This window comes from Enterobacter cloacae complex sp. HYC003_NIDB, assembly GCF_056673375.1.
Window position 1 is genome coordinate 437753 of sequence record NZ_CP114220.1, and the last position, 24213, is coordinate 461965.

The 24213-nt window shown below is 51.1% G+C and carries 32 protein-coding genes, 1 tRNA gene and 2 rRNA genes; 29 read left to right on the forward strand and 6 right to left on the reverse strand.

The annotated features are described in order from the left end of the window. The first annotated feature begins 14 nt into the window (after nt 1-14). The 20 genes from rplN to O1722_RS02125 all read left to right on the forward strand — a co-directional run bounded on the left by rplN (nt 15) and on the right by O1722_RS02125 (nt 9721). Nucleotides 15-386, forward strand: a complete 372-nt coding sequence (rplN, locus tag O1722_RS02030) for a 50S ribosomal protein L14 (protein WP_002919748.1) — start codon at nt 15-17, stop codon at nt 384-386. Between the two features lie 10 nt (nt 387-396). Continuing rightward, the gene (gene rplX, locus O1722_RS02035) at nt 397-711 is read left to right on the forward strand and encodes a 50S ribosomal protein L24 (protein ID WP_003863287.1); all 315 of its coding nucleotides are present in this window, start codon (nt 397-399) and stop codon (nt 709-711) included. Nucleotides 712-725: 14 nt separating this feature from the next. Beyond that, nucleotides 726-1265 (forward strand): 50S ribosomal protein L5, encoded by a 540-nt coding sequence (gene rplE, locus O1722_RS02040; RefSeq protein WP_003863290.1) that lies wholly within the window; start codon nt 726-728, stop codon nt 1263-1265. 14 nt (nt 1266-1279) lie between these two features. Further along, nucleotides 1280-1585, forward strand: a complete 306-nt coding sequence (gene rpsN, locus O1722_RS02045) for a 30S ribosomal protein S14 (protein ID WP_003863291.1) — start codon at nt 1280-1282, stop codon at nt 1583-1585. A 30-nt stretch (nt 1586-1615) separates the two neighbouring features. Beyond that, complete coding sequence (rpsH, locus tag O1722_RS02050; RefSeq protein ID WP_006178918.1) at nt 1616-2008, forward strand: 30S ribosomal protein S8; 393 nt, start codon at nt 1616-1618, stop codon at nt 2006-2008. A gap of 12 nt (nt 2009-2020) precedes the next feature. Beyond that, nucleotides 2021-2554 carry a 50S ribosomal protein L6 gene (gene rplF / locus O1722_RS02055; protein WP_006178917.1) on the forward strand — a complete coding sequence of 178 codons (534 nt, stop codon included), beginning with the start codon at nt 2021-2023 and terminating at the stop codon, nt 2552-2554. A 9-nt stretch (nt 2555-2563) separates the two neighbouring features. Continuing rightward, on the forward strand, nt 2564-2917 hold the full coding sequence (gene rplR, locus O1722_RS02060; RefSeq protein ID WP_003863297.1) for a 50S ribosomal protein L18: 354 nt from the start codon (nt 2564-2566) through the stop codon (nt 2915-2917). Nucleotides 2918-2931: 14 nt separating this feature from the next. Further along, a complete protein-coding gene (gene rpsE / locus O1722_RS02065; RefSeq protein ID WP_003863299.1) occupies nt 2932-3432 on the forward strand; it encodes a 30S ribosomal protein S5 in 501 nt (166 codons plus the stop codon). A 6-nt stretch (nt 3433-3438) separates the two neighbouring features. Beyond that, nucleotides 3439-3618, forward strand: a complete 180-nt coding sequence (gene rpmD / locus O1722_RS02070; protein WP_003863301.1) for a 50S ribosomal protein L30 — start codon at nt 3439-3441, stop codon at nt 3616-3618. A 3-nt stretch (nt 3619-3621) separates the two neighbouring features. Next, on the forward strand, nt 3622-4056 hold the full coding sequence (rplO, locus tag O1722_RS02075) for a 50S ribosomal protein L15 (RefSeq protein ID WP_003863304.1): 435 nt from the start codon (nt 3622-3624) through the stop codon (nt 4054-4056). Nucleotides 4057-4063: 7 nt separating this feature from the next. Further along, nucleotides 4064-5395: a preprotein translocase subunit SecY gene (gene secY / locus O1722_RS02080; protein ID WP_003863305.1), complete on the forward strand. Its 1332-nt coding sequence runs from the start codon at nt 4064-4066 to the stop codon at nt 5393-5395. A gap of 31 nt (nt 5396-5426) precedes the next feature. Continuing rightward, complete coding sequence (rpmJ, locus tag O1722_RS02085; protein ID WP_000868187.1) at nt 5427-5543, forward strand: 50S ribosomal protein L36; 117 nt, start codon at nt 5427-5429, stop codon at nt 5541-5543. Nucleotides 5544-5689: 146 nt separating this feature from the next. Continuing rightward, nucleotides 5690-6046, forward strand: coding sequence for a 30S ribosomal protein S13 (rpsM, locus tag O1722_RS02090; RefSeq protein WP_003863308.1), 357 nt, complete (start codon nt 5690-5692; stop codon nt 6044-6046). Between the two features lie 16 nt (nt 6047-6062). Next, nucleotides 6063-6452: a 30S ribosomal protein S11 gene (rpsK, locus tag O1722_RS02095; RefSeq protein ID WP_003863312.1), complete on the forward strand. Its 390-nt coding sequence runs from the start codon at nt 6063-6065 to the stop codon at nt 6450-6452. Nucleotides 6453-6484: 32 nt separating this feature from the next. Further along, nucleotides 6485-7105 carry a 30S ribosomal protein S4 gene (rpsD, locus tag O1722_RS02100; RefSeq protein ID WP_003863314.1) on the forward strand — a complete coding sequence of 207 codons (621 nt, stop codon included), beginning with the start codon at nt 6485-6487 and terminating at the stop codon, nt 7103-7105. Between the two features lie 25 nt (nt 7106-7130). Next, nucleotides 7131-8120 carry a DNA-directed RNA polymerase subunit alpha gene (locus O1722_RS02105; protein ID WP_002919219.1) on the forward strand — a complete coding sequence of 330 codons (990 nt, stop codon included), beginning with the start codon at nt 7131-7133 and terminating at the stop codon, nt 8118-8120. A gap of 40 nt (nt 8121-8160) precedes the next feature. Next, entirely contained in the window at nt 8161-8544 is a 384-nt protein-coding gene (rplQ, locus tag O1722_RS02110) for a 50S ribosomal protein L17 (RefSeq protein WP_001216368.1), read from the forward strand. Nucleotides 8545-8651: 107 nt separating this feature from the next. Beyond that, nucleotides 8652-9020 (forward strand): DnaJ family domain-containing protein, encoded by a 369-nt coding sequence (locus O1722_RS02115; protein ID WP_033488168.1) that lies wholly within the window; start codon nt 8652-8654, stop codon nt 9018-9020. Nucleotides 9021-9022: 2 nt separating this feature from the next. Further along, a complete protein-coding gene (gene zntR / locus O1722_RS02120; protein WP_003863328.1) occupies nt 9023-9448 on the forward strand; it encodes a Zn(2+)-responsive transcriptional regulator in 426 nt (141 codons plus the stop codon). A gap of 57 nt (nt 9449-9505) precedes the next feature. Further along, nucleotides 9506-9721 (forward strand): alternative ribosome-rescue factor A, encoded by a 216-nt coding sequence (locus tag O1722_RS02125; protein ID WP_017383729.1) that lies wholly within the window; start codon nt 9506-9508, stop codon nt 9719-9721. Here the strand turns inward: O1722_RS02125 and mscL are convergent, their stop codons facing one another. The 5 genes from mscL to def all read right to left on the reverse strand — a co-directional run bounded on the left by mscL (nt 9722) and on the right by def (nt 14501). Further along, nucleotides 9722-10135 (reverse strand): large-conductance mechanosensitive channel protein MscL, encoded by a 414-nt coding sequence (gene mscL / locus O1722_RS02130; protein WP_003863335.1) that lies wholly within the window; start codon nt 10133-10135, stop codon nt 9722-9724. 146 nt (nt 10136-10281) lie between these two features. After that, nucleotides 10282-11658 (reverse strand): Trk system potassium transporter TrkA, encoded by a 1377-nt coding sequence (trkA, locus tag O1722_RS02135; RefSeq protein WP_003863337.1) that lies wholly within the window; start codon nt 11656-11658, stop codon nt 10282-10284. 22 nt (nt 11659-11680) lie between these two features. Beyond that, a complete protein-coding gene (gene rsmB, locus O1722_RS02140; protein WP_033488169.1) occupies nt 11681-12967 on the reverse strand; it encodes a 16S rRNA (cytosine(967)-C(5))-methyltransferase RsmB in 1287 nt (428 codons plus the stop codon). 52 nt (nt 12968-13019) lie between these two features. Beyond that, complete coding sequence (fmt, locus tag O1722_RS02145; protein WP_017693884.1) at nt 13020-13967, reverse strand: methionyl-tRNA formyltransferase; 948 nt, start codon at nt 13965-13967, stop codon at nt 13020-13022. 24 nt (nt 13968-13991) lie between these two features. After that, nucleotides 13992-14501 (reverse strand): peptide deformylase, encoded by a 510-nt coding sequence (def, locus tag O1722_RS02150; RefSeq protein WP_015571402.1) that lies wholly within the window; start codon nt 14499-14501, stop codon nt 13992-13994. Nucleotides 14502-14628: 127 nt separating this feature from the next. Between def and dprA the strand changes: the two genes are divergently transcribed. Genes dprA through O1722_RS02180 form a run of 6 tightly spaced genes read left to right on the forward strand, consistent with a single transcriptional unit; the run spans nt 14629 to nt 18412 of the window. Then, nucleotides 14629-15753 (forward strand): DNA-protecting protein DprA, encoded by a 1125-nt coding sequence (gene dprA / locus O1722_RS02155; protein WP_017693885.1) that lies wholly within the window; start codon nt 14629-14631, stop codon nt 15751-15753. Then, entirely contained in the window at nt 15725-16198 is a 474-nt protein-coding gene (gene smg / locus O1722_RS02160) for a DUF494 family protein Smg (protein ID WP_033488167.1), read from the forward strand. The genes dprA and smg overlap by 29 nt, the downstream gene beginning before the upstream one ends. 26 nt (nt 16199-16224) lie before the next feature. Further along, nucleotides 16225-16779, forward strand: a complete 555-nt coding sequence (locus O1722_RS02165; protein WP_017383725.1) for a DNA topoisomerase family protein — start codon at nt 16225-16227, stop codon at nt 16777-16779. After that, nucleotides 16772-17344, forward strand: a complete 573-nt coding sequence (gene tsaC, locus O1722_RS02170) for an L-threonylcarbamoyladenylate synthase type 1 TsaC (RefSeq protein WP_017383724.1) — start codon at nt 16772-16774, stop codon at nt 17342-17344. Before O1722_RS02165 ends, tsaC begins: the two co-directional genes overlap by 8 nt. Nucleotides 17345-17348: 4 nt before the next feature. Then, nucleotides 17349-18167, forward strand: coding sequence for a shikimate dehydrogenase (gene aroE / locus O1722_RS02175; protein ID WP_015571399.1), 819 nt, complete (start codon nt 17349-17351; stop codon nt 18165-18167). Beyond that, nucleotides 18164-18412 carry a DUF1488 family protein gene (locus O1722_RS02180; RefSeq protein ID WP_015571398.1) on the forward strand — a complete coding sequence of 83 codons (249 nt, stop codon included), beginning with the start codon at nt 18164-18166 and terminating at the stop codon, nt 18410-18412. The genes aroE and O1722_RS02180 overlap by 4 nt, the downstream gene beginning before the upstream one ends. On the opposite strand, the gene O1722_RS02185 is transcribed toward O1722_RS02180, so the two are convergent. After that, nucleotides 18388-18942: a gamma carbonic anhydrase family protein gene (locus O1722_RS02185; protein WP_023295516.1), complete on the reverse strand. Its 555-nt coding sequence runs from the start codon at nt 18940-18942 to the stop codon at nt 18388-18390. The two genes, O1722_RS02180 and O1722_RS02185, sit on opposite strands and share 25 nt — an antisense overlap. Before the next feature lie 477 nt (nt 18943-19419). On the opposite strand from O1722_RS02185, the gene O1722_RS02190 reads away from it, so the two are divergent. The 3 genes from O1722_RS02190 (at nt 19420) to O1722_RS02200 (ending at nt 24208) form a co-directional block, all read left to right on the forward strand. Next, nucleotides 19420-20961 (forward strand): 16S ribosomal RNA (locus O1722_RS02190). Nucleotides 20962-21045: 84 nt separating this feature from the next. Then, nucleotides 21046-21121: transfer RNA gene (locus O1722_RS02195), tRNA-Glu, on the forward strand. Nucleotides 21122-21303: 182 nt separating this feature from the next. Continuing rightward, nucleotides 21304-24208: ribosomal RNA gene (locus O1722_RS02200) — 23S ribosomal RNA — on the forward strand. Together the 16S and 23S rRNA genes with 1 tRNA gene alongside form the textbook arrangement of a ribosomal RNA operon. The last annotated feature ends 5 nt before the right edge of the window (nt 24209-24213 follow it).

Below are 24213 nucleotides of genomic sequence, written 5' to 3' on the forward strand. Positions count from 1 at the left end.
AGCGGAGCACTAAAATGATCCAAGAACAGACTATGCTGAACGTCGCCGACAACTCCGGTGCACGTCGCGTAATGTGTATCAAGGTTCTGGGTGGCTCGCACCGTCGCTACGCAGGCGTAGGCGACATCATCAAGATCACCATCAAGGAAGCAATTCCACGTGGTAAGGTCAAAAAAGGTGATGTGCTGAAGGCGGTAGTGGTGCGCACCAAGAAGGGTGTTCGTCGCCCTGACGGTTCTGTCATTCGCTTCGATGGTAATGCATGCGTTATTTTAAACAATAACAGCGAGCAGCCTATCGGCACGCGTATCTTTGGGCCGGTAACTCGTGAACTTCGTACTGAGAAGTTCATGAAAATTATCTCTCTGGCACCAGAAGTACTCTAAGGAGCGAATCATGGCAGCGAAAATCCGTCGTGATGACGAAGTTATCGTGTTAACCGGTAAAGATAAAGGTAAACGCGGTAAAGTAAAAAATGTTCTGTCTTCCGGCAAACTTGTCGTTGAAGGTATCAACCTGGTTAAGAAACATCAGAAGCCGGTTCCGGCCCTGAACCAACCAGGCGGCATCGTTGAAAAAGAAGCTGCTATTCAGGTTTCTAACGTTGCAATCTTCAATGCGGCTACCGGCAAGGCTGACCGTGTAGGCTTTAGATTCGAAGACGGTAAAAAAGTCCGTTTCTTCAAATCTAACAGCGAAACTATCAAGTAATTTGGAGTAGTACGATGGCGAAACTGCATGATTACTACAAAGACGAAGTAGTTAACAAACTCATGACTGAGTTTAACTACAATTCTGTCATGCAAGTCCCTCGGGTCGAGAAGATCACCCTGAACATGGGTGTTGGTGAAGCGATCGCTGACAAGAAACTGCTGGATAACGCAGCAGCTGACCTGACAGCAATCTCCGGTCAAAAACCGCTGATCACCAAAGCACGCAAATCTGTTGCAGGCTTCAAAATCCGTCAGGGCTATCCGATCGGCTGTAAAGTAACTCTGCGTGGCGAACGCATGTGGGAGTTCCTTGAGCGCCTGATCACTATTGCTGTTCCACGTATCCGTGACTTCCGTGGCTTGTCCGCTAAGTCTTTCGACGGTCGTGGTAACTACAGCATGGGTGTCCGTGAGCAGATCATCTTCCCAGAAATCGACTACGATAAAGTCGACCGCGTGCGTGGTTTGGATATTACCATTACCACTACTGCGAAATCTGATGAAGAAGGCCGTGCTCTGCTGGCTGCCTTTGACTTCCCGTTCCGCAAGTAAGGTAGGGTTACTGAATGGCTAAGCAATCAATGAAAGCACGCGAAGTAAAGCGCGTAGCTTTAGCTGATAAATTCTTCGCTAAACGCGCTGAACTGAAAGCGATCATTTCTGATGTGAACGCTTCCGACGAAGATCGTTGGAATGCGGTTCTCAAGCTGCAGTCTCTGCCGCGTGATTCCAGCCCGTCTCGTCAGCGTAACCGCTGTCGTCAAACAGGTCGTCCACATGGTTATGTGGGCAAGTTTGGGTTGAGCCGTATCAAACTGCGTGAAGCCGCCATGCGCGGTGAAGTGCCAGGCTTGAAAAAGGCTAGCTGGTAATTACCAATTGAATCACGGGAGTAAAGACAGATGAGCATGCAAGATCCGATCGCGGATATGCTGACCCGTATCCGTAACGGTCAGGCCGCGAACAAAGTTGCGGTCACCATGCCTTCCGCCAAGCTGAAAGTGGCAATTGCCAACGTGCTGAAGGAAGAAGGTTTTATCGAAGATTTTAAAGTTGAAGGCGACACCAAGCCGGAACTGGAACTTACTCTCAAGTATTTCCAGGGTAAAGCTGTTGTAGAAAGCATTCAGCGTGTCAGCCGCCCAGGCCTGCGCATCTATAAGAAAAAAGATGAGCTGCCAAAAGTAATGGCTGGTCTTGGTATCGCAGTTGTTTCTACCTCTAAAGGTGTTATGACTGATCGTGCAGCGCGCCAGGCTGGTCTTGGTGGCGAAATTATCTGCTACGTAGCCTAATCGGAGGAAAGAATGTCTCGTGTTGCTAAAGCACCGGTCGTTATTCCTGCCGGCGTTGATGTAAAAATCGACGGTCAGGTTATTACGATCAAAGGTAAAAACGGCGAGCTGACTCGTACCCTCAACAATGCTGTTGAAGTTAAACATGCAGATAACGCTCTGACCTTCGGTCCACGTGATGGTTTCGTGGATGGATGGGCTCAGGCTGGTACCGCGCGTGCCCTGCTGAACTCAATGGTTGTTGGTGTTACCGAAGGCTTCACTAAAAAGCTTCAGCTGGTTGGTGTAGGTTATCGTGCAGCTATCAAAGGGAATGCAGTAGGCCTGTCTCTGGGCTTCTCACACCCTGTTGAGCATCCGCTGCCGGCCGGTATCACTGCAGAATGCCCGACTCAGACTGAAATCGTGCTGAAAGGCGCTGATAAACAGCTGATCGGTCAGGTTGCAGCAGATCTGCGCGCCTACCGTCGTCCTGAGCCTTATAAAGGCAAGGGTGTTCGTTACGCCGACGAAGTCGTGCGTACCAAAGAGGCTAAGAAGAAGTAAGGTAACACTATGGATAAGAAATCTGCTCGTATCCGTCGTGCGACCCGCGCACGCCGCAAGCTCAAAGAGCTGGGTGCAACTCGCCTGGTGGTACATCGTACCCCGCGTCATATTTACGCACAGGTAATTGCACCGAACGGTTCTGAAGTTCTGGTAGCTGCTTCTACTGTAGAAAAAGCTATCTCAGAACAATTGAAGTATACCGGTAACAAAGACGCCGCAGCAGCTGTAGGTAAAGCTGTCGCTGAACGCGCTCTGGAAAAAGGCATCAGCAATGTTTCCTTTGACCGTTCCGGGTTCCAATATCATGGTCGTGTCCAGGCACTGGCAGATGCTGCCCGTGAAGCTGGCCTTCAGTTCTAAGGTAGAGGTGTAAGATGGCTCACATCGAAAAACAGGCTGGCGAACTGCAGGAAAAGCTGATCGCGGTAAACCGCGTATCTAAAACCGTTAAAGGTGGTCGTATTTTCTCCTTCACAGCTCTGACTGTAGTGGGTGATGGTAACGGTCGCGTTGGTTTTGGTTACGGTAAAGCGCGTGAAGTTCCAGCAGCGATCCAGAAAGCGATGGAAAAAGCCCGTCGCAATATGATTAACGTCGCGCTGAACAACGGTACCCTGCAACACCCAGTTAAAGGTGTTCACACGGGTTCTCGTGTATTCATGCAGCCAGCTTCCGAAGGTACCGGTATCATCGCCGGTGGTGCAATGCGCGCCGTTCTGGAAGTTGCTGGAGTTCATAACGTTCTGGCTAAAGCATATGGTTCCACCAACCCGATCAACGTGGTTCGTGCAACTATTGATGGCCTGGAAAATATGAATTCTCCAGAAATGGTCGCTGCCAAGCGTGGTAAATCCGTTGAAGAAATTCTGGGGTAATTGACCATGGCAAAGACTATTAAAATCACTCAAACCCGCAGTGCAATCGGTCGTCTGCCGAAACACAAGGCAACGCTGCTTGGCCTGGGTCTGCGTCGTATTGGTCATACCGTTGAGCGCGAGGATACTCCTGCTGTTCGTGGTATGGTCAACGCGGTTTACTTCATGGTTAAAGTTGAGGAGTAAGAGATGCGTTTAAATACTCTGTCTCCGGCCGAAGGCTCTAAAAAGGCGGGTAAACGCCTGGGTCGTGGTATCGGTTCTGGCCTCGGCAAAACCGGTGGTCGTGGTCACAAAGGTCAGAACTCTCGTTCTGGCGGTGGCGTACGTCGCGGTTTCGAGGGTGGCCAGATGCCACTGTACCGTCGTCTGCCGAAGTTCGGCTTCACCTCTCGCAAAGCAGCGATCACAGCGGAAATCCGTCTGTCTGACCTGGCGAAAGTTGAAGGCGGCGTTGTAGACCTGAACACGCTGAAAGCGGCTAACATTATCGGTATCCAGATCGAGTTCGCGAAAGTGATCCTGGCTGGTGAAGTTTCTACTCCGGTAACTGTTCGTGGCCTGCGTGTTACTAAAGGTGCTCGTGCTGCTATCGAAGCTGCTGGCGGTAAAATTGAGGAATAAGTAGCAGATGGCTAAGCAACCGGGATTAGATTTTCAAAGTGCCAAAGGTGGATTTGGCGAGCTGAAACGCAGACTGCTGTTTGTAATCGGCGCGCTGATTGTGTTCCGTATTGGCTCTTTTATTCCGATCCCTGGTATTGATGCCGCTGTACTTGCCAAACTGCTTGAGCAACAGCGAGGCACCATCATTGAAATGTTCAACATGTTCTCTGGTGGTGCTCTCAGCCGTGCTTCTATTTTCGCGCTGGGTATTATGCCGTACATTTCGGCATCGATTATTATCCAGCTGCTGACGGTCGTTCATCCGGCCCTGGCAGAGTTGAAAAAAGAAGGGGAGTCTGGACGTCGTAAGATTAGCCAGTACACCCGTTACGGCACTCTGGTGCTGGCAATATTCCAGTCGATCGGTATTGCTACCGGTCTTCCGAATATGCCTGGTATGCAGGGCCTGGTATTAAACCCAGGCTTTGCATTCTATTTCACCGCTGTTGTAAGTCTGGTCACAGGGACCATGTTCCTGATGTGGCTCGGCGAACAGATTACTGAACGAGGTATCGGTAACGGTATCTCAATCATTATCTTCGCCGGTATCGTTGCGGGTCTCCCGCCAGCCATCGCCCATACTATCGAGCAAGCGCGTCAAGGCGACCTGCACTTCCTCCTGTTGCTGTTGGTTGCAGTATTAGTATTTGCAGTGACGTTCTTTGTTGTCTTCGTTGAACGTGGTCAGCGCCGCATTGTGGTGAACTACGCTAAACGTCAGCAGGGTCGTCGTGTCTATGCTGCACAGAGCACACATTTACCGCTGAAAGTGAATATGGCGGGGGTTATCCCGGCTATCTTCGCTTCCAGTATTATTCTGTTCCCGGCAACCATCGCGTCATGGTTCGGGGGCGGTACTGGTTGGAACTGGCTGACAACAATTTCGCTGTATTTGCAGCCTGGGCAACCACTTTATGTGTTACTCTATGCGTCTGCGATCATCTTCTTCTGTTTCTTCTACACGGCGTTGGTCTTCAACCCGCGTGAAACAGCAGATAACCTGAAGAAGTCCGGTGCATTTGTACCAGGAATTCGTCCGGGAGAGCAAACGGCGAAGTATATCGATAAAGTAATGACTCGCCTGACTTTGGTTGGTGCGCTTTATATTACTTTTATCTGCCTGATCCCGGAGTTCATGCGTGATGCAATGAAAGTACCGTTCTACTTCGGTGGGACCTCACTGCTTATCGTTGTTGTCGTGATTATGGACTTTATGGCTCAAGTGCAAACTCTGATGATGTCCAGTCAGTATGAGTCTGCATTGAAGAAGGCGAACCTGAAAGGCTACGGCCGCTAACTGGTCGCCTGAGAAGTTACGGAGAGTAAAAATGAAAGTTCGTGCTTCCGTCAAGAAATTATGCCGTAACTGCAAAATCGTTAAGCGTGATGGTGTCATCCGTGTGATTTGCAGTGCCGAGCCGAAGCATAAACAGCGCCAAGGCTGATTATTTCGCATATTTTTCTTGCAAAGTTGGGTTGAGCTGGCTAGATTAGCCAGCCAATCTTTTGTATGTCTGTACGTTTCCATTTGAGTATCCTGAAAACGGGCTTTTCAGCATGGTGCGTACATATTAAATAGTAGGAGTGCATAGTGGCCCGTATAGCAGGCATTAACATTCCTGATCAGAAACATGCTGTGATCGCATTAACTTCGATCTATGGCGTCGGCAAGACCCGTTCTAAAGCCATTCTGGCTGCAGCGGGTATCGCTGAAGATGTTAAGATCAGTGAGCTGTCTGAAGAACAAATCGACACGCTGCGTGACGAAGTTGCCAAATTTGTCGTTGAAGGTGATCTGCGCCGTGAAATCAGCATGAGCATCAAGCGCCTGATGGATCTTGGTTGCTATCGCGGTTTGCGTCATCGTCGTGGTCTGCCAGTGCGCGGTCAGCGTACTAAGACCAACGCACGTACCCGTAAGGGTCCGCGCAAACCGATCAAGAAATAATCGGGGTGATTGAATAATGGCAAAGGCACCAGTTCGTGCACGTAAACGTGTAAGAAAACAAGTCTCTGACGGCGTGGCTCATATCCATGCTTCTTTCAACAACACCATCGTTACTATTACTGATCGTCAGGGTAACGCATTGGGTTGGGCAACAGCCGGTGGTTCCGGTTTCCGTGGTTCTCGCAAATCCACTCCGTTCGCAGCTCAGGTTGCAGCAGAGCGTTGCGCTGAAGCCGTAAAAGAATACGGCATCAAGAATCTGGAAGTTATGGTTAAAGGTCCGGGTCCGGGTCGTGAATCTACTGTTCGCGCTCTGAACGCCGCTGGTTTCCGCATCACGAATATTACTGATGTGACTCCGATCCCTCATAACGGTTGTCGTCCGCCGAAAAAACGTCGCGTATAACGCTCGTTTTTTAGGTTAGTTGGAGATAGAAAATGGCAAGATATTTGGGTCCTAAGCTCAAGCTGAGCCGTCGTGAGGGCACCGACTTATTCCTTAAGTCTGGCGTTCGCGCGATCGATACCAAGTGTAAAATTGAACAAGCTCCTGGCCAGCACGGTGCGCGTAAACCGCGTCTGTCTGACTATGGTGTGCAGTTGCGTGAAAAGCAAAAAGTTCGCCGTATCTACGGTGTGCTGGAGCGTCAGTTCCGTAACTACTATAAAGAAGCAGCACGTCTGAAAGGCAACACAGGTGAAAACCTGCTGGCTCTGCTGGAAGGTCGTCTGGACAACGTTGTATACCGTATGGGCTTCGGCGCGACTCGTGCTGAATCACGCCAGCTGGTTAGCCATAAAGCAATCATGGTAAACGGTCGTGTTGTTAACATCGCTTCTTATCAGGTTAAAGCGAATGACGTTGTTAGCATTCGTGAGAAAGCGAAAAAGCAATCTCGCGTGAAAGCCGCTCTGGAGCTGGCTGAGCAGCGTGAAAAGCCAACCTGGCTGGAAGTTGATGCTGGCAAGATGGAAGGTACGTTCAAGCGTCAGCCAGAACGTTCTGATCTGTCTGCGGACATTAACGAACACCTGATCGTCGAGCTTTACTCCAAGTAAAGCTTAGTACCAAAGAGAGGACACAATGCAGGGTTCTGTGACAGAGTTTCTAAAACCGCGCCTGGTAGATATCGAGCAAGTGAGTTCGACGCACGCCAAGGTGACCCTTGAGCCTTTAGAGCGTGGCTTTGGCCATACTCTGGGTAACGCACTGCGCCGTATTCTGCTCTCATCGATGCCGGGTTGCGCGGTGACCGAGGTTGAGATTGATGGTGTACTTCATGAGTACAGCACCAAAGAAGGCGTTCAGGAAGATATCCTTGAAATCCTGCTCAACCTGAAAGGGCTGGCGGTGAGAGTTCAGGGTAAAGATGAAGTTATTCTTACTCTGAATAAATCTGGCATTGGCCCTGTGACTGCAGCCGACATCACCCACGACGGTGATGTTGAAATCGTCAAGCCGCAGCACGTGATCTGCCACCTGACCGATGAGAACGCAGCTATTAGCATGCGTATCAAAGTTCAGCGCGGTCGTGGTTATGTGCCGGCTTCTGCCCGAATTCATTCGGAAGAAGATGAGCGCCCAATCGGCCGTCTGCTGGTCGACGCATGTTACAGCCCTGTAGAGCGTATTGCCTACAATGTTGAAGCAGCGCGTGTAGAACAGCGTACCGACCTGGACAAGCTGGTCATCGAAATGGAAACCAATGGCACAATCGATCCTGAAGAGGCGATTCGTCGTGCGGCAACCATCCTGGCAGAACAACTGGAAGCTTTCGTTGACTTACGTGATGTACGTCAGCCGGAAGTGAAAGAAGAGAAACCAGAATTCGATCCGATCCTGCTGCGCCCTGTTGACGATCTGGAATTGACTGTCCGCTCTGCTAACTGCCTCAAGGCAGAAGCTATCCACTATATCGGTGATCTGGTACAGCGTACCGAGGTTGAGTTGCTGAAAACGCCGAACCTGGGTAAAAAATCTCTTACCGAGATTAAAGACGTGCTGGCTTCACGTGGTCTGTCTCTGGGCATGCGCCTGGAAAACTGGCCACCGGCAAGCATTGCTGACGAGTAACCGGATCACAGGTTAAGGTTTTACTGAGAAGGATAAGGTCATGCGCCATCGTAAGAGTGGTCGTCAACTGAACCGCAACAGCAGCCATCGCCAGGCTATGTTCCGCAACATGGCAGGTTCACTGGTTCGTCATGAAATCATCAAGACGACCCTGCCTAAAGCGAAAGAGCTGCGTCGCGTAGTTGAGCCGCTGATTACTCTTGCCAAGACTGACAGCGTTGCTAATCGTCGTCTGGCATTCGCCCGTACTCGTGATAACGAGATCGTGGCAAAACTGTTTAACGAACTGGGCCCGCGTTTCGCGAGCCGTGCCGGTGGTTACACTCGCATTCTGAAGTGTGGCTTCCGTGCAGGCGACAACGCGCCGATGGCTTACATCGAGCTGGTTGATCGTTCAGAGAAAGCAGAAGCTGCTGCAGAGTAATCTGTAGTAACGTAAAAAAACCCGCCTCGGCGGGTTTTTTTATATCCGCAGAATCTCCACTTATCTACAATGTCTGTATCTTTTCTGCTCACCCCCTGGAGTTCATTATGTGGTTGCTCGATCAGTGGGCTGAACGCCATATTTGCGATGCCCAAAACAAAGGCGAGTTCGAAAATCTTCCCGGTAGCGGTGAGCCGCTGATTCTGGACGATGATTCACATATTCCCCCTGAATTACGGGCCGGTTATCGCTTACTGAAAAACGCAGGTTGTTTACCGCCTGAACTTCAGCAACGCAATGAAGCCGTCGAGCTTGCCGATCTGCTTAAAGGCATTCATAAGAATGATCCGCGGTACTCCGAAATCAGTCGTCGGTTGGCGCTCATCGAGCTAAAACTGCGCCAGACGGGAATGAATATTGACTTTTTGCATGGTGAGTACAGTGAAAGGTTAATGCAAAAAATAAACGAGGAGTAGCCATGTACCGCATAGGTGAACTTGCGAAGCTTGCTAACGTAACGCCGGATACTATCCGCTACTACGAAAAGCAGCAGATGATCGATCATGAGGTCAGAACGGAAGGTGGATTTCGCCTTTATACGGATAACGACCTGCAACGCCTTCGTTTTATCCGCTATGCACGGCAACTCGGCTTCACGCTGGAGTCGATCCGTGAACTGCTGTCGATCCGTATCGATCCTGAACATCATACGTGTCAGGAATCTAAAAGCATCGTTCAGGCCCGGCTGGATGAAGTTGAAGGACGCATTCAGGAGCTGCAAGCTATGCAGCGATCTCTGCAAAGGTTAAATGACGCGTGCTGCGGTACCGCTCATAGCAGTGTTTATTGCTCAATACTGGAAGCTCTTGAACAGGGCGCCAGTAGTGAAACTCAGGGTTGTTGATTTTTTATCAGCCAGGGACTAGACTCCCGCCGACATTAACTATGCTCAGGAGAAATGATGAGCCGCTATCAGCATACTAAGGGACAAATTAAGGATAACGCCATTGAGGCATTGCTTCACGACCCGCTTTTCAGACAGCGTGTTGAGAAGAACAAGAAAGGAAAAGGGAGTTATTTACGTAAAGGTAAACATGCACAACGGGGTAACTGGGAGGCCAGTGGCAAGCAAGCTAATCGCTTTTTTACCACTGGCCTTTCTGTTTCTGTCGCCTGATTAAACGCGGTTGTTCTGCTCTTTTAACAGATCGCGAATTTCAGTCAGTAAGACTTCTTCTTTAGTTGGTGCTGGCGGGGCAGCAGCCGGTTCTTCTTTTTTACGGTTAAGTCTGTTGATAAGTTTGATCGCCATGAAAATGGCAAATGCCACGATCACGAAATCAAATACGTTCTGAATGAATACGCCATAGTGCATTACAACCGCAGGGATATCGCCCTGAGCCTCCCGAAGGGTGAAGGCGAACTGTTTGAAATCAATGCCTCCAATCAACAGTCCTAACGGCGGCATAATAATGTCGGCGACTAATGATGAAACGATCTTACCGAACGCCGCACCAATAATGACACCCACAGCCAAATCCACCACATTCCCGCGCATCGCAAATTCGCGAAACTCTTTAATAAAACTCATTATGTTCTCCTTGTGCCAGCTGACGCCTATAAGTTTAACAAATGATTAGCTAATTGCCATTGGGGATAAATAATCGTTATGAAAAATAAAAGGCATGAAAATTAGAAGGTTAATATTTGGGTGCTCTCGTCTGAGCACCCAAATCATTACAGGAAGAACGGGCTTGGCTGGAATAAACGCTCGACGTCGGTAATAAATTTTTTATCGGTCAGGAACATAATAACGTGGTCACCCTGCTCAATACGTAAATTATCATTGGCGATCATGACATCGTTACCTCGTACTACAGCGCCGATAATGGTGCCTGGTGGAAGTTTAATTTCGTCGATCGCGCGACCAACAACGCGCGACGTCGTTTCATCCCCATGAGCGACGGCTTCAATGGCTTCAGCAACACCACGACGAAGAGACGACACGCCGACAATATCCGCTTTACGTACATGGCTTAGCAGGGCAGAAATGGTGGCTTGCTGAGGTGAAATAGCAATATCAATTACGCTACCCTGTACCAGGTCGACATAAGCCTTACGCTGGATAAGCACCATTACTTTTTTCGCCCCCATACGTTTAGCGAGCATGGCGGACATAATATTCGCTTCGTCGTCGTTGGTGACGGCAATAAAAAGATCAACCTGATCGATATGCTCTTCGGCCAGCAATTCCTGATCCGAAGCATCGCCATAAAACACGATAGTATTCTGAAGCTTTTCAGCCAGCTCCGACGCGCGCTGTTGATCTCGTTCGATCAGCTTCACGCTGTAGTCTTTTTCCAGCCGTCTCGCCAGACCTGCGCCAATATTACCGCCGCCAACCAGCATAATACGTTTATACGGTTTTTCGAGACGCTGAAGTTCACTCATCACCGCACGGATATGCTGAGAAGCCGCAATAAAGAAGACTTCATCCCCGGCTTCGACAATGGTGGACCCTTGCGGACGAATAGGTCTGTCGTGACGGAAAATCGCCGCAACACGCGTATCGATATGTGGCATATGCTCGCGCATTGTCGACAGGGCATTACCAATCAGCGGGCCGCCGTAGTACGCCTTCACGACCGCCAGGCTTACTTTTCCTTCCGCAAAGTTCACAACCTGCAACGCGCCCGGGTACTCAATCAGACGATAAATACTGTCGATAACCAGCTGTTCAGGGGCAATAAGATGGTCGATAGGTACTGCTTCGGAATTAAACAGCTTTTCCGCATCCCGGACATAGTCCGGGGAGCGAATGCGGGCGATGCGGTTCGGTGTGTTGAAAAGCGAGTAGGCCACCTGACATGCAACCATGTTGGTTTCATCTGAACTGGTTACTGCAACCAGCATGTCGGCATCGTCTGCGCCCGCCTCCCGAAGCACTCGTGGGTGAGAGCCGTGCCCCTGTACAACACGAAGATCAAACTTGTCCTGCAAAACGCGCAGGCGATCGCCATTGGTATCCACAATGGTGATATCGTTGTTTTCGCCCACGAGATTTTCCGCCAGCGTTCCGCCAACTTGCCCTGCGCCCAGAATGATAATTTTCATCTTTCGTGACCTGTTCTCAACATCACTCTTTGATTAGCTTAGCGTAAAAGAAACCATCACCCTCTTCTGCGCCCGGCAGGTTTTGCAGACCCGGGTGCTCAGGTGTTCCCGTATCATGCAGCGTAGCGTCCGGGGTGCGTTTCAGGAAAGCCGCAATTTGCTGACTGTTCTCTTCCGGAAGAACAGAGCAGGTTGCATACACCAGGGTTCCGCCGGGTTTGAGATGCGGCCAGATGGCATCCAGAATTTCGGATTGCAACTGGGCAAGCTCCTTGATATCACGATCGCGACGCAGCCATTTGATATCGGGATGACGACGAATCACGCCAGTTGCTGAGCAAGGGGCGTCCAGCAAAATACGATTGAACCTGGTATCACCACACCAGTCTGCGGGTTTACGTCCATCGCCTTGCTTAACCTGTGCTTTCATACCCAGACGCTTGAGGTTGTCATAGACGCGTGAAAGACGCTGCTCATCAACATCCACGGCCATCACGCTGGCCTGCGGCGCCACTTCCAGAATATGCGTTGTTTTCCCCCCTGGCGCTGCACAGAGATCAAGGATCTGCTCCCCGTCTTTCGGTTCAAGCCAGGTCATGCAGCCCTGAGCGGATGCGTCCTGTACCGTTACCCAGCCCTCTTCAAAACCGGGTAATGCATGTACCGGTGCAGGGGAGGCTAAACGAACCGCATCAGGATAAGCAGCGTGTGTGAAGCCGCTCATTCCGGCCTCTTCCAGCAGGGCCAGCCATGCGTCGCGGGTATGATGGTTACGATTGACGCGTAACCACATCGGCGGACGTTGGTTATTGGCATCCACAATGTCTTGCCATTGCTGTGGGTAGGCTTTTTTAAGGCGATTCAGCAGCCATTCAGGGTGCAGGAAGCGCGATTCGCTTTGCGCAAATTCTGCCAGCAGTTCGTCCTGCTGACGCTGGAACTGACGCAGCACGCCGTTAATCAATCCTTTCAGCTGGGGACGTTTAATCGAAACGGCACCCTCCACTGTCTCAGCCAGCGCAGCATGAGGTGGAATGCGGGTATGAAGAAGCTGGTAGAAACCGACCATGATCAAATAATGCACGGTACGCTGCTTGCCGCTCATCGGGCGTGACATCAGCTTATTAATTAACCATTCAAGCTGAGAGAGGGTGCGCAGCACGCCAAAGCACAGCTCCTGAAGCAGTGCTTTGTCTTTATCGGAAACCTTTTGTTGCAGTGGAGGCAGGACATTACTCAGTGACTGGCCCTGCTCGATAACCTGCTCAACGGCCTGAGCCGCCATAGTGCGTAGATTTTGTCTTTTCATAACCGTAAAAATAAAAATGCCCGGAAACACCGGGCCTTAAGAGTAAATTTGTTCAGGCAAGGCGATTGCCAGGGATGAACCATTCACGACGGGAATTTAATAGATCCTGCGCGCTCATTGCCTTTTTACCGGCCGGTTGCAGCGATTCAAGATTCAGGATCCCTTCTCCGGTCGCAACCTGGATACCGTTTTTGCTGGCGTCGATAATCGTACCGGGCTCTGCCGAAGTATTGCCGTTAATAACTGAAGCTTTCCAGACTTTCACTGGCTGCTCATCAATCATCAACCAGCTCATCGGCCATGGATTAAAGGCGCGGATACAGCGTTCGAGTTGAGCTGCTGACAGGGACCAGTCGATCCGGGCTTCTTCTTTACTCAGTTTTTCAGCATAGGTCACCTGTGCTTCATCCTGCACTTCAGGTGTCGCTGTATTGTCAGCAAGCTGTTGCAACGTCTCAATCAGCCCCTGCGGACCGAGATCCGCCAGCTTGTCATACAGCGTGGCGCTGGTATCTTCTGCGGTAATGGGACACGCCAGTTTATACAGCATGTCGCCCGTGTCTAAACCTACGTCCATCTTCATGATTGTCACGCCAGTTTCAGCATCGCCTGCCCACAGAGCGCGCTGAATAGGGGCTGCACCACGCCAGCGTGGGAGCAAGGAACCATGAACGTTAACACAGCCCAGGCGGGGCATATCGAGTACCGCTTTCGGCAGAATGAGGCCGTAAGCCACAACTACCATCACGTCAGCGTTCAGGTCTGCCACTAACTGCTGGTTTTCCTGAGGTCGTAATGATGCAGGCTGGAAAACCGGCAAACCATGCGTTTCTGCCAGCACTTTAACCGGGCCAGGCATCAATTTTTTACCGCGGCCAGCCGGACGATCAGGCTGAGTAAATACGCCAACAATCTGATGACCAGACGATAGCAGCGCGTCGAGATGACGCGCCGCAAAATCAGGGGTACCCGCGAAGATTATACGTAGTGATGTAGACACGTTATTCCTTGTATCCGGGGGGCGTTAAGCGCGAGAACGTAAACGATCCAGTTTCTCAACTTTCTGACGAATACGCTGTTGCTTCAGCGGTGAGAGGTAATCGATAAACAGCTTACCGACCAGGTGATCCATCTCATGCTGAATGCAAATCGCCAGCAGATCGTCGGCTTCCAGCTCAAACGGATTGCCGTCACGATCCAGTGCGCGGATTTTAACTTTTTCGGCACGTGGCACCAAAGCGCGCTGTTCAGGGATAGACAGACAGCCTTCCTCAATACCTGTTTCGCCGCTTTTTTCCAGCATCTCAGGGTTGATCAGCACCAGGCGCTCATCACGATTTTCAGAAACGTCGATCACAATAATACGTTTGTGAATGTCTACCTGGGTCGCGGCAAGGCCAATGCCTTCTTCAGCGTACATGGTATCGAACATATCATCGACGATACGCTGAATTTCTGCATTCACTTCTTTAACCGGTTCCGCGACGATGCGAAGGCGCTCGTCAGGAATATGTAACACTTGCAAAACTGCCATAAATTTCCAGAGTCGTGTTCAGGAGTTGATAAGAATATTACTTCTATTCTAGACAAATCCCCGGTCGATTGACAGCATCAGTGACCAATCGCAAAGATTGCTGAGGCTGCTTATGGCAGGGAAAAAGATGACGTCCACAGAGATATGGTTACGGCTTATAAACATCGGGTCGTTATACGGTGACGCGATGCTGGAGATTGCGCAGAGACTGCTTCGCCAGGCAACCGTCGATGCTGAAGCTGTCAACGCATCAGGGCTTTCGCCCAAACATGCCGTAAAGTTTTTTTCGTTCAGTGAGAGTGAGCTTGAACGTAGTCTGGAATGGCTGGAACACACCGACAACCACCTTCTCACAGCGGATGATCCTCGCTTTCCGCCATTGTTACGTTCTATACCTGATTTTCCCGGGGCGCTATTTGTGCGAGGCCGCGTTGACGTGCTTAATAGCATGCAGCTTGCGGTTGTGGGCAGCCGTGCGCCCTCGTGGTATGGCGAGCGGTGGGGGAAAATGCTGAGTGAACAGCTATCCCAATGTGGCTTTACGATCACCAGTGGCCTGGCTTGCGGCATCGATGGTGTGGCACATCATGCGGCGTTGTCAGCAAAAGGGCGAAGTGTCGCCGTGCTTGGCAATGGTCTTTTTAGTCTCTATCCGCGTCGTCATCACATTCTGGCTGAGCAACTTATCGCTTCAGAGGGGGCGATAGTATCTGAGTTTTCACTTTCGACATCGCCCAGACCGGGTAACTTTCCACGGCGTAACCGGATCATCAGTGGGTTAAGCCAGGGCGTGCTGGTGGTCGAAGCTGCGATTCGGAGTGGATCGCTGGTTACCGCAAGGTGCGCACTGGAGCAGGGGCGTGAAGTTTTTGCGCTACCCGGCCCGTTGGGGAACCCTGGCTGCGAAGGCCCTCACTGGCTGATAAAACAGGGGGCGACGCTGGTGACCTGTAAAGAGGATATCCTGGAAAATTTGCAATATGGTTTGCATTGGTTGCAGGATGATCTCCAAAAGCGACATATTTCATCGGATCAGGAGGCAGTAGCATTGCCATTTCCCAAGCTCCTGGCTAACGTAGGAGATGAGGTAACACCTGTTGACGTTGTCGCTGAACGTGCCGGCCAACCTGTGCCAGTAACGGTAGCACAGCTACTCGAACTGGAGTTAGCAGGGTGGATCGCAGCTGTACCCGGCGGCTATGTCCGATTAAGGAGGGCATGCCATGTTCGACGTACTGATGTATTTGTTTGAGACTTACATCCACAACGAAGCAGAAATGCAGGTGGATCAGGACAAATTAACACGGGATCTGACCGACGCAGGTTTTGAGCGGGAAGATATTTATAATGCGTTGATGTGGCTGGATAAGTTGGCTGATTATCAGGACGGCCTCGCCGAACCGATGCAGCTTGCTTCTGACCCATTGTCTGTGCGCATCTATACAGCTGAAGAGTGTGAAAGGATGGATGCCAGCTGCCGGGGATTCATTTTATTCCTTGAGCAGATTCAGGTGCTAAACCTCGAAACGAGAGAGATGGTGATAGAGCGCGTCATGGCGCTGGATACTGCTGAATTTGAACTGGAAGATCTCAAATGGGTGATCCTGATGGTTCTGTTCAACATCCCAGGCTGTGAAAATGCCTATCAGCAAATGGAAGAATTACTCTTTGAAGTGAATGAAGGTATGCTGCATTAATTCTATGTGCAGCAACAAGAGTTGTTATGGCCAAATCAGCACTCTTCACGGTGCATAAAAACGAGCCCTGCCCACAGTGTGGGGCTGAACTTGTTATTCGGTCCGGGAAACACGGTCCGTTTCTCGGTTGTTCACACTATCCGGAATGTGATTATGTCCGTCCCCTGAAAAGCCAGGCGGACGGACATATCGTCAAAATTCTGGAGGGACAGCTTTGTCCACTCTGTGGCGGCGAACTGGCGCTGCGGCAGGGGCGGTTCGGGATGTTTATTGGATGCAGCCGCTATCCGGAATGTGAACATACGGAACAAATTGATAAACCAGATGAAACGGCAATTGCGTGCCCTCAGTGCCAGCGTGGTCAATTGGTGCAGCGCCGCTCTCGTTATGGCAAGACCTTCCATTCGTGCGATCGCTATCCTGAATGCCAGTTCGTTATCAATTTCAAACCAGTAGCGGGCGTCTGCCCTCATTGCGATTATCCGTTACTTATAGAAAAGAAAACCGCGCAAGGCTTGAAACGCTTTTGCGCCAGTAAACAATGTGGAAAGCCGGTTTCGGCGGATCAAATCAGTGAATAATAACCTGCCATCAGGCTCCATCGCGCAGGCGGTGGACATCCTGAAAAAAGAAGAAGTCATCGCCTATCCAACAGAAGCCGTTTTCGGGGTCGGGTGCGATCCTGACAGCGAAGTCGCCGTTAACCGTCTGCTGGCGCTAAAACAGCGGCCTGTCGAAAAAGGATTGATTTTGATCGCTGCGAACTACGAGCAGCTTAAGCCTTATATTGACGATTCCATGCTGACACCTGCACAGCGGGAAACCATTTTCTCTGCGTGGCCAGGTCCCGTGACGTTTGTCTTTCCTGCACAACCGACAACGCCGCGCTGGTTAACCGGGCGTTTCGATTCACTCGCGGTACGCGTTACCGACCATCCCTTGGTGGTGGAGTTATGCCAGGCATTTGGTAAACCCCTGGTTTCAACCAGCGCCAACCTGACCGGGCTTCCCCCTTGTCGGACAACAGAAGAAGTTCTGGCGCAGTTCGGGAATGATTTCCCTGTAGCTGTGGGTGAAACCGGGGGTCGTCTTAACCCGTCAGAAATTCGCGATGCCTTGACCGGCGAACGTTTTCGCCAGGGATAATGTTATGGAAACCTATGCTGTTTTTGGTAACCCGATCGCGCACAGCAAGTCGCCTCTGATCCATCAACTGTTTGCAGAGCAATTGCAGATAGATCACCCGTATGGTCGGGTTCTTGCGCCTGTTGATGCATTTATACCGACGCTGAATAGCTTTTTTGATGCGGGTGGTAAAGGTGCGAACGTCACGGTGCCTTTTAAAGAAGAGGCTTTCGGGCGCGCGGATGAGCTGACCGAGCGTGCGTCGCTCGCTGGCGCCGTCAATACCCTTAAGCGGCTTGAAGATGGTCGCCTTCTTGGCGATAACACCGATGGCATAGGTTTACTCAGCGATCTGGAGCGATTGTCGTTTATTAAACCAGGCTTTCGGATCCTGCTGATCGGCGCGGGTGGCGCGTCGCGCGGCGTATTGCTTCCTCTTCTTTCGCTGGATTGTGCGGTGACAATCACCAACCGTACCTTCTCCAGAGCAGAAGAGCTGGCGGCGTTGTTCGCACACACAGGCAGCGTAACTGCGGTAGCACTTGACGATCTCGCGGGTCACGAATTTGATCTTGTGATTAATGCCACCTCAAGCGGTATTAATGGAGAGATCCCGGCGATTCCTGCATCCCTGGTTCATTCCCACATCTACGCCTATGACATGTTTTATCAAAAAGGGAAAACGCCATTTCTGACCTGGTGTGAACAACAGGGGGCAAAACACGTAGCTGATGGTCTGGGCATGCTGGTGGGGCAGGCGGCTCATGCGGTGCTACTCTGGCATGGCGTGTTACCTGCTGTAGAACCGGTGATCGAAAAGCTGAAACAGGAACTGATGGCATGAATCAGGCGATTCATTTTCCCGACAGAGAAATCTGGGATGAAAATAAGCAAGCGGTTTGTTTCCCGGTGCTGGTGCATGGAATGCAGCTCACCTGTGCGATTAAAGGGGAGACGTTGCATCAGCGCTTTGGTGGTTCAGATCCGTTAGCGGTCTTTTGCGAAAATCGCTGGGATCTGGAAGAGGAAGCCAGCGATTTGATCCGCGATCAGCAGGAAGACGATCAGGGTTGGGTCTGGTTATCCTGATCCAGATAGTCATTCTTCCATTTAACGTAATTGTTCGCTGAGTATTTCAATCCTTCGATCTCCGCCTCTTTTAGGGGGCGGATCTGTTTAACCGGACTGCCTAAATAGAGATAGCCACTTTCCAGACGTTTGTTTTGCGGAACAAGGCTTCCTGCGCCAATCATTACGTCATCTTCTACTATGACGCCATCCAGCAAAATCGATCCCATCCCAACGAGAACCCTGTTACCGATTGTGCAGCCGTGGAGCATCACTTTATGACCGACGGTGACATCTTCCCCAATGATGAGCGGATTGCCCTCAGGGTTATAAGATGACTTATGAGTCACATGCAGCACGCTGCCGTCCTGAATATTGGTGCGTGCACCGATTGCAACGTAGTTAACATCGCCCCGGATCGCGACGAGTGGCCAGATGCTGACATCCTCGGCCATGCGAACATCACCAATGACCACGCTGCTGGTATCGATCATCACGCGATCGCCTTTTTGGGGGAACAGATCTTTATAAGGACGTAATACTGCAAACATATCTACCTCGATACAGATGAGCGCTATTAAAGAAGACTTTGATCGTATTCCTGGATCGAGGCAAGGCAAAATGCGTCAATTTTTAAGCGGATCGGGTGGGTTTTCAGCGAAAAGAACGGAAAATCATCAGTTGGAAAAAAAGATCTAAAAAATACTTGTGCTAAAAACTGGGATCCCTATAATGCGCCTCCATCGACACGGCGGATGTGAATCACTTCACAGACAACCCGGTCGGTTGAAGAGAAAAAATCCTGAAATAACGGGTTGACTCTGAAAGAGGAAAGCGTAATATACGCCACCTCGCGACAGAGCGCTGAAGCGCGTCGCAACTGCTCTTTAACAATTTATCAGACAATCTGTGTGGGCACTCAAAGTGACATGGATTCTTAATGTCTTCGGACACTAAATGAATACCAAGTCTCAACGAGTGAACACGTAATTCATTACGAAGTTTAATTCATTGAGCATCAAACTTTTAAATTGAAGAGTTTGATCATGGCTCAGATTGAACGCTGGCGGCAGGCCTAACACATGCAAGTCGAACGGTAACAGGAAGCAGCTTGCTGCTTCGCTGACGAGTGGCGGACGGGTGAGTAATGTCTGGGAAACTGCCTGATGGAGGGGGATAACTACTGGAAACGGTAGCTAATACCGCATAACGTCGCAAGACCAAAGAGGGGGACCTTCGGGCCTCTTGCCATCGGATGTGCCCAGATGGGATTAGCTAGTAGGTGGGGTAACGGCTCACCTAGGCGACGATCCCTAGCTGGTCTGAGAGGATGACCAGCCACACTGGAACTGAGACACGGTCCAGACTCCTACGGGAGGCAGCAGTGGGGAATATTGCACAATGGGCGCAAGCCTGATGCAGCCATGCCGCGTGTATGAAGAAGGCCTTCGGGTTGTAAAGTACTTTCAGCGGGGAGGAAGGCGATAAGGTTAATAACCTTGTCGATTGACGTTACCCGCAGAAGAAGCACCGGCTAACTCCGTGCCAGCAGCCGCGGTAATACGGAGGGTGCAAGCGTTAATCGGAATTACTGGGCGTAAAGCGCACGCAGGCGGTCTGTCAAGTCGGATGTGAAATCCCCGGGCTCAACCTGGGAACTGCATTCGAAACTGGCAGGCTAGAGTCTTGTAGAGGGGGGTAGAATTCCAGGTGTAGCGGTGAAATGCGTAGAGATCTGGAGGAATACCGGTGGCGAAGGCGGCCCCCTGGACAAAGACTGACGCTCAGGTGCGAAAGCGTGGGGAGCAAACAGGATTAGATACCCTGGTAGTCCACGCCGTAAACGATGTCGACTTGGAGGTTGTGCCCTTGAGGCGTGGCTTCCGGAGCTAACGCGTTAAGTCGACCGCCTGGGGAGTACGGCCGCAAGGTTAAAACTCAAATGAATTGACGGGGGCCCGCACAAGCGGTGGAGCATGTGGTTTAATTCGATGCAACGCGAAGAACCTTACCTACTCTTGACATCCAGAGAACTTTCCAGAGATGGATTGGTGCCTTCGGGAACTCTGAGACAGGTGCTGCATGGCTGTCGTCAGCTCGTGTTGTGAAATGTTGGGTTAAGTCCCGCAACGAGCGCAACCCTTATCCTTTGTTGCCAGCGGTCCGGCCGGGAACTCAAAGGAGACTGCCAGTGATAAACTGGAGGAAGGTGGGGATGACGTCAAGTCATCATGGCCCTTACGAGTAGGGCTACACACGTGCTACAATGGCGCATACAAAGAGAAGCGACCTCGCGAGAGCAAGCGGACCTCATAAAGTGCGTCGTAGTCCGGATTGGAGTCTGCAACTCGACTCCATGAAGTCGGAATCGCTAGTAATCGTGGATCAGAATGCCACGGTGAATACGTTCCCGGGCCTTGTACACACCGCCCGTCACACCATGGGAGTGGGTTGCAAAAGAAGTAGGTAGCTTAACCTTCGGGAGGGCGCTTACCACTTTGTGATTCATGACTGGGGTGAAGTCGTAACAAGGTAACCGTAGGGGAACCTGCGGTTGGATCACCTCCTTACCTTAAAGAACCTGCCTTTGTAGTGCTCACACAGATTGTCTGATGAAAAGTAAATAGCAAGGCGTCTTGCGATTGAGACTGTACGTCCCCTTCGTCTAGAGGCCCAGGACACCGCCCTTTCACGGCGGTAACAGGGGTTCGAATCCCCTAGGGGACGCCACTTGCTGGTTCGTGAGTGAAAGTCACCTGCCGTCATATCTCAAAACTGACTTGCGAGTCATGTTTGAGATATTTGCTCTTTAAAAATCTGGATCAAGCTGAAAATTGAAACGACACACAGCTCATGTGTGTTCGAGTCTCTCAAATTTTCGCAATCAGAAGTGAAACATCTTCGGGTTGTGAGGTTAAGCGACTAAGCGTACACGGTGGATGCCCTGGCAGTCAGAGGCGATGAAGGACGTGCTAATCTGCGAAAAGCGCCGGCGAGGTGATATGAACCTTTGACCCGGCGATGTCCGAATGGGGAAACCCAGTGCAATCCGTTGCACTATCGTTAACTGAATACATAGGTTAACGAGGCGAACCGGGGGAACTGAAACATCTAAGTACCCCGAGGAAAAGAAATCAACCGAGATTCCCCCAGTAGCGGCGAGCGAACGGGGAGCAGCCCGGAGTCTGAATCAGCTTGTGTGTTAGTGGAACGGTCTGGAAAGTCCGACGGTACAGGGTGATAGTCCCGTACACGAAAATGCACATGCTGTGAACTCGAAGAGTAGGGCGGGACACGTGGTATCCTGTCTGAATATGGGGGGACCATCCTCCAAGGCTAAATACTCCTGACTGACCGATAGTGAACCAGTACCGTGAGGGAAAGGCGAAAAGAACCCCGGCGAGGGGAGTGAAAAAGAACCTGAAACCGTGTACGTACAAGCAGTGGGAGCCTCTTTATGGGGTGACTGCGTACCTTTTGTATAATGGGTCAGCGACTTATATTCTGTAGCAAGGTTAACCGTATAGGGGAGCCGAAGGGAAACCGAGTCTTAACTGGGCGTTAAGTTGCAGGGTATAGACCCGAAACCCGGTGATCTAGCCATGGGCAGGTTGAAGGTTGGGTAACACTAACTGGAGGACCGAACCGACTAATGTTGAAAAATTAGCGGATGACCTGTGGCTGGGGGTGAAAGGCCAATCAAACCGGGAGATAGCTGGTTCTCCCCGAAAGCTATTTAGGTAGCGCCTCGTGAACTCATCTTCGGGGGTAGAGCACTGTTTCGGCTAGGGGGCCATCCCGGCTTACCAACCCGATGCAAACTACGAATACCGAAGAATGTTATCACGGGAGACACACGGCGGGTGCTAACGTCCGTCGTGAAGAGGGAAACAACCCAGACCGCCAGCTAAGGTCCCAAAGTCATGGTTAAGTGGGAAACGATGTGGGAAGGCACAGACAGCCAGGATGTTGGCTTAGAAGCAGCCATCATTTAAAGAAAGCGTAATAGCTCACTGGTCGAGTCGGCCTGCGCGGAAGATGTAACGGGGCTAAACCATGCACCGAAGCTGCGGCAGCGACACTATGTGTTGTTGGGTAGGGGAGCGTTCTGTAAGCCGTTGAAGGTGTGCTGTGAGGCATGCTGGAGGTATCAGAAGTGCGAATGCTGACATAAGTAACGATAAAGCGGGTGAAAAGCCCGCTCGCCGGAAGACCAAGGGTTCCTGTCCAACGTTAATCGGGGCAGGGTGAGTCGACCCCTAAGGCGAGGCCGAAAGGCGTAGTCGATGGGAAACAGGTTAATATTCCTGTACTTGGTGTTACTGCGAAGGGGGGACGGAGAAGGCTATGTCAGCCGGGCGACGGTTGTCCCGGTTTAAGCATGTAGGCGGAGGTTCCAGGTAAATCCGGTACCTTATTAACGCTGAGGTGTGATGACGAGGCACTACGGTGCTGAAGTGATAAATGCCCTGCTTCCAGGAAAAGCCTCTAAGCATCAGGTAACACGAAATCGTACCCCAAACCGACACAGGTGGTCAGGTAGAGAATACCAAGGCGCTTGAGAGAACTCGGGTGAAGGAACTAGGCAAAATGGTGCCGTAACTTCGGGAGAAGGCACGCTGATGTGTAGGTGAAGCCCCTGCGGGCGGAGCTGAAATCAGTCGAAGATACCAGCTGGCTGCAACTGTTTATTAAAAACACAGCACTGTGCAAACACGAAAGTGGACGTATACGGTGTGACGCCTGCCCGGTGCCGGAAGGTTAATTGATGGGGTTAGCGGCAACGCGAAGCTCTTGATCGAAGCCCCGGTAAACGGCGGCCGTAACTATAACGGTCCTAAGGTAGCGAAATTCCTTGTCGGGTAAGTTCCGACCTGCACGAATGGCGTAATGATGGCCAGGCTGTCTCCACCCGAGACTCAGTGAAATTGAACTCGCTGTGAAGATGCAGTGTACCCGCGGCAAGACGGAAAGACCCCGTGAACCTTTACTATAGCTTGACACTGAACACTGGTCCTTGATGTGTAGGATAGGTGGGAGGCTTTGAAGCGTGGACGCCAGTCTGCGTGGAGCCAACCTTGAAATACCACCCTTTAATGGCTGGTGTTCTAACGTAGACCCGTAATCCGGGTTGCGGACAGTGTCTGGTGGGTAGTTTGACTGGGGCGGTCTCCTCCCAAAGAGTAACGGAGGAGCACGAAGGTTGGCTAATCCTGGTCGGACATCAGGAGGTTAGTGCAATGGCATAAGCCAGCTTGACTGCGAGCGTGACGGCGCGAGCAGGTGCGAAAGCAGGTCATAGTGATCCGGTGGTTCTGAATGGAAGGGCCATCGCTCAACGGATAAAAGGTACTCCGGGGATAACAGGCTGATACCGCCCAAGAGTTCATATCGACGGCGGTGTTTGGCACCTCGATGTCGGCTCATCACATCCTGGGGCTGAAGTAGGTCCCAAGGGTATGGCTGTTCGCCATTTAAAGTGGTACGCGAGCTGGGTTTAGAACGTCGTGAGACAGTTCGGTCCCTATCTGCCGTGGGCGCTGGAGAATTGAGGGGGGCTGCTCCTAGTACGAGAGGACCGGAGTGGACGCATCACTGGTGTTCGGGTTGTCATGCCAATGGCACTGCCCGGTAGCTAAATGCGGAAGAGATAAGTGCTGAAAGCATCTAAGCACGAAACTTGCCCCGAGATGAGTTCTCCCTGAGACTTTAAGTCTCCTGAAGGAACGTTGAAGACGACGACGTTGATAGGTCGGGTGTGTAAGCGCAGCGATGCGTTGAGCTAACCGATACTAATGAACCGTGAGGCTTAACCTTACAAC

Excerpts from the sequence above, each read along its gene's own strand:
- O1722_RS02180 (WP_015571398.1), top strand. The coding sequence starts at position 18,164 with ATGAATCAGGCGATTCATTTTCCCGACAGAGAAATCTGGGATGAAAAT.
- O1722_RS02185 (WP_023295516.1), bottom strand. The coding sequence starts at position 18,942 with ATGTTTGCAGTATTACGTCCTTATAAAGATCTGTTCCCCCAAAAAGGC.
- rpsD (WP_003863314.1), top strand. The coding sequence starts at position 6,485 with ATGGCAAGATATTTGGGTCCTAAGCTCAAGCTGAGCCGTCGTGAGGGC.
- aroE (WP_015571399.1), top strand. The coding sequence starts at position 17,349 with ATGGAAACCTATGCTGTTTTTGGTAACCCGATCGCGCACAGCAAGTCG.
- O1722_RS02105 (WP_002919219.1), top strand. The coding sequence starts at position 7,131 with ATGCAGGGTTCTGTGACAGAGTTTCTAAAACCGCGCCTGGTAGATATC.
- rplQ (WP_001216368.1), top strand. The coding sequence starts at position 8,161 with ATGCGCCATCGTAAGAGTGGTCGTCAACTGAACCGCAACAGCAGCCAT.
- rsmB (WP_033488169.1), bottom strand. The coding sequence starts at position 12,967 with ATGAAAAGACAAAATCTACGCACTATGGCGGCTCAGGCCGTTGAGCAG.
- zntR (WP_003863328.1), top strand. The coding sequence starts at position 9,023 with ATGTACCGCATAGGTGAACTTGCGAAGCTTGCTAACGTAACGCCGGAT.
- rplF (WP_006178917.1), top strand. The coding sequence starts at position 2,021 with ATGTCTCGTGTTGCTAAAGCACCGGTCGTTATTCCTGCCGGCGTTGAT.
- rpsE (WP_003863299.1), top strand. The coding sequence starts at position 2,932 with ATGGCTCACATCGAAAAACAGGCTGGCGAACTGCAGGAAAAGCTGATC.
- secY (WP_003863305.1), top strand. The coding sequence starts at position 4,064 with ATGGCTAAGCAACCGGGATTAGATTTTCAAAGTGCCAAAGGTGGATTT.
- dprA (WP_017693885.1), top strand. The coding sequence starts at position 14,629 with ATGACGTCCACAGAGATATGGTTACGGCTTATAAACATCGGGTCGTTA.
- rplE (WP_003863290.1), top strand. The coding sequence starts at position 726 with ATGGCGAAACTGCATGATTACTACAAAGACGAAGTAGTTAACAAACTC.
- O1722_RS02115 (WP_033488168.1), top strand. The coding sequence starts at position 8,652 with ATGTGGTTGCTCGATCAGTGGGCTGAACGCCATATTTGCGATGCCCAA.
- smg (WP_033488167.1), top strand. The coding sequence starts at position 15,725 with ATGTTCGACGTACTGATGTATTTGTTTGAGACTTACATCCACAACGAA.
- rpsK (WP_003863312.1), top strand. The coding sequence starts at position 6,063 with ATGGCAAAGGCACCAGTTCGTGCACGTAAACGTGTAAGAAAACAAGTC.
- rplO (WP_003863304.1), top strand. The coding sequence starts at position 3,622 with ATGCGTTTAAATACTCTGTCTCCGGCCGAAGGCTCTAAAAAGGCGGGT.
- rpmJ (WP_000868187.1), top strand. The coding sequence starts at position 5,427 with ATGAAAGTTCGTGCTTCCGTCAAGAAATTATGCCGTAACTGCAAAATC.
- rpsN (WP_003863291.1), top strand. The coding sequence starts at position 1,280 with ATGGCTAAGCAATCAATGAAAGCACGCGAAGTAAAGCGCGTAGCTTTA.
- rpsH (WP_006178918.1), top strand. The coding sequence starts at position 1,616 with ATGAGCATGCAAGATCCGATCGCGGATATGCTGACCCGTATCCGTAAC.
- rplX (WP_003863287.1), top strand. The coding sequence starts at position 397 with ATGGCAGCGAAAATCCGTCGTGATGACGAAGTTATCGTGTTAACCGGT.
- O1722_RS02165 (WP_017383725.1), top strand. The coding sequence starts at position 16,225 with ATGGCCAAATCAGCACTCTTCACGGTGCATAAAAACGAGCCCTGCCCA.
- rplN (WP_002919748.1), top strand. The coding sequence starts at position 15 with ATGATCCAAGAACAGACTATGCTGAACGTCGCCGACAACTCCGGTGCA.
- rpmD (WP_003863301.1), top strand. The coding sequence starts at position 3,439 with ATGGCAAAGACTATTAAAATCACTCAAACCCGCAGTGCAATCGGTCGT.
- rplR (WP_003863297.1), top strand. The coding sequence starts at position 2,564 with ATGGATAAGAAATCTGCTCGTATCCGTCGTGCGACCCGCGCACGCCGC.
- def (WP_015571402.1), bottom strand. The coding sequence starts at position 14,501 with ATGGCAGTTTTGCAAGTGTTACATATTCCTGACGAGCGCCTTCGCATC.
- trkA (WP_003863337.1), bottom strand. The coding sequence starts at position 11,658 with ATGAAAATTATCATTCTGGGCGCAGGGCAAGTTGGCGGAACGCTGGCG.
- mscL (WP_003863335.1), bottom strand. The coding sequence starts at position 10,135 with ATGAGTTTTATTAAAGAGTTTCGCGAATTTGCGATGCGCGGGAATGTG.
- O1722_RS02125 (WP_017383729.1), top strand. The coding sequence starts at position 9,506 with ATGAGCCGCTATCAGCATACTAAGGGACAAATTAAGGATAACGCCATT.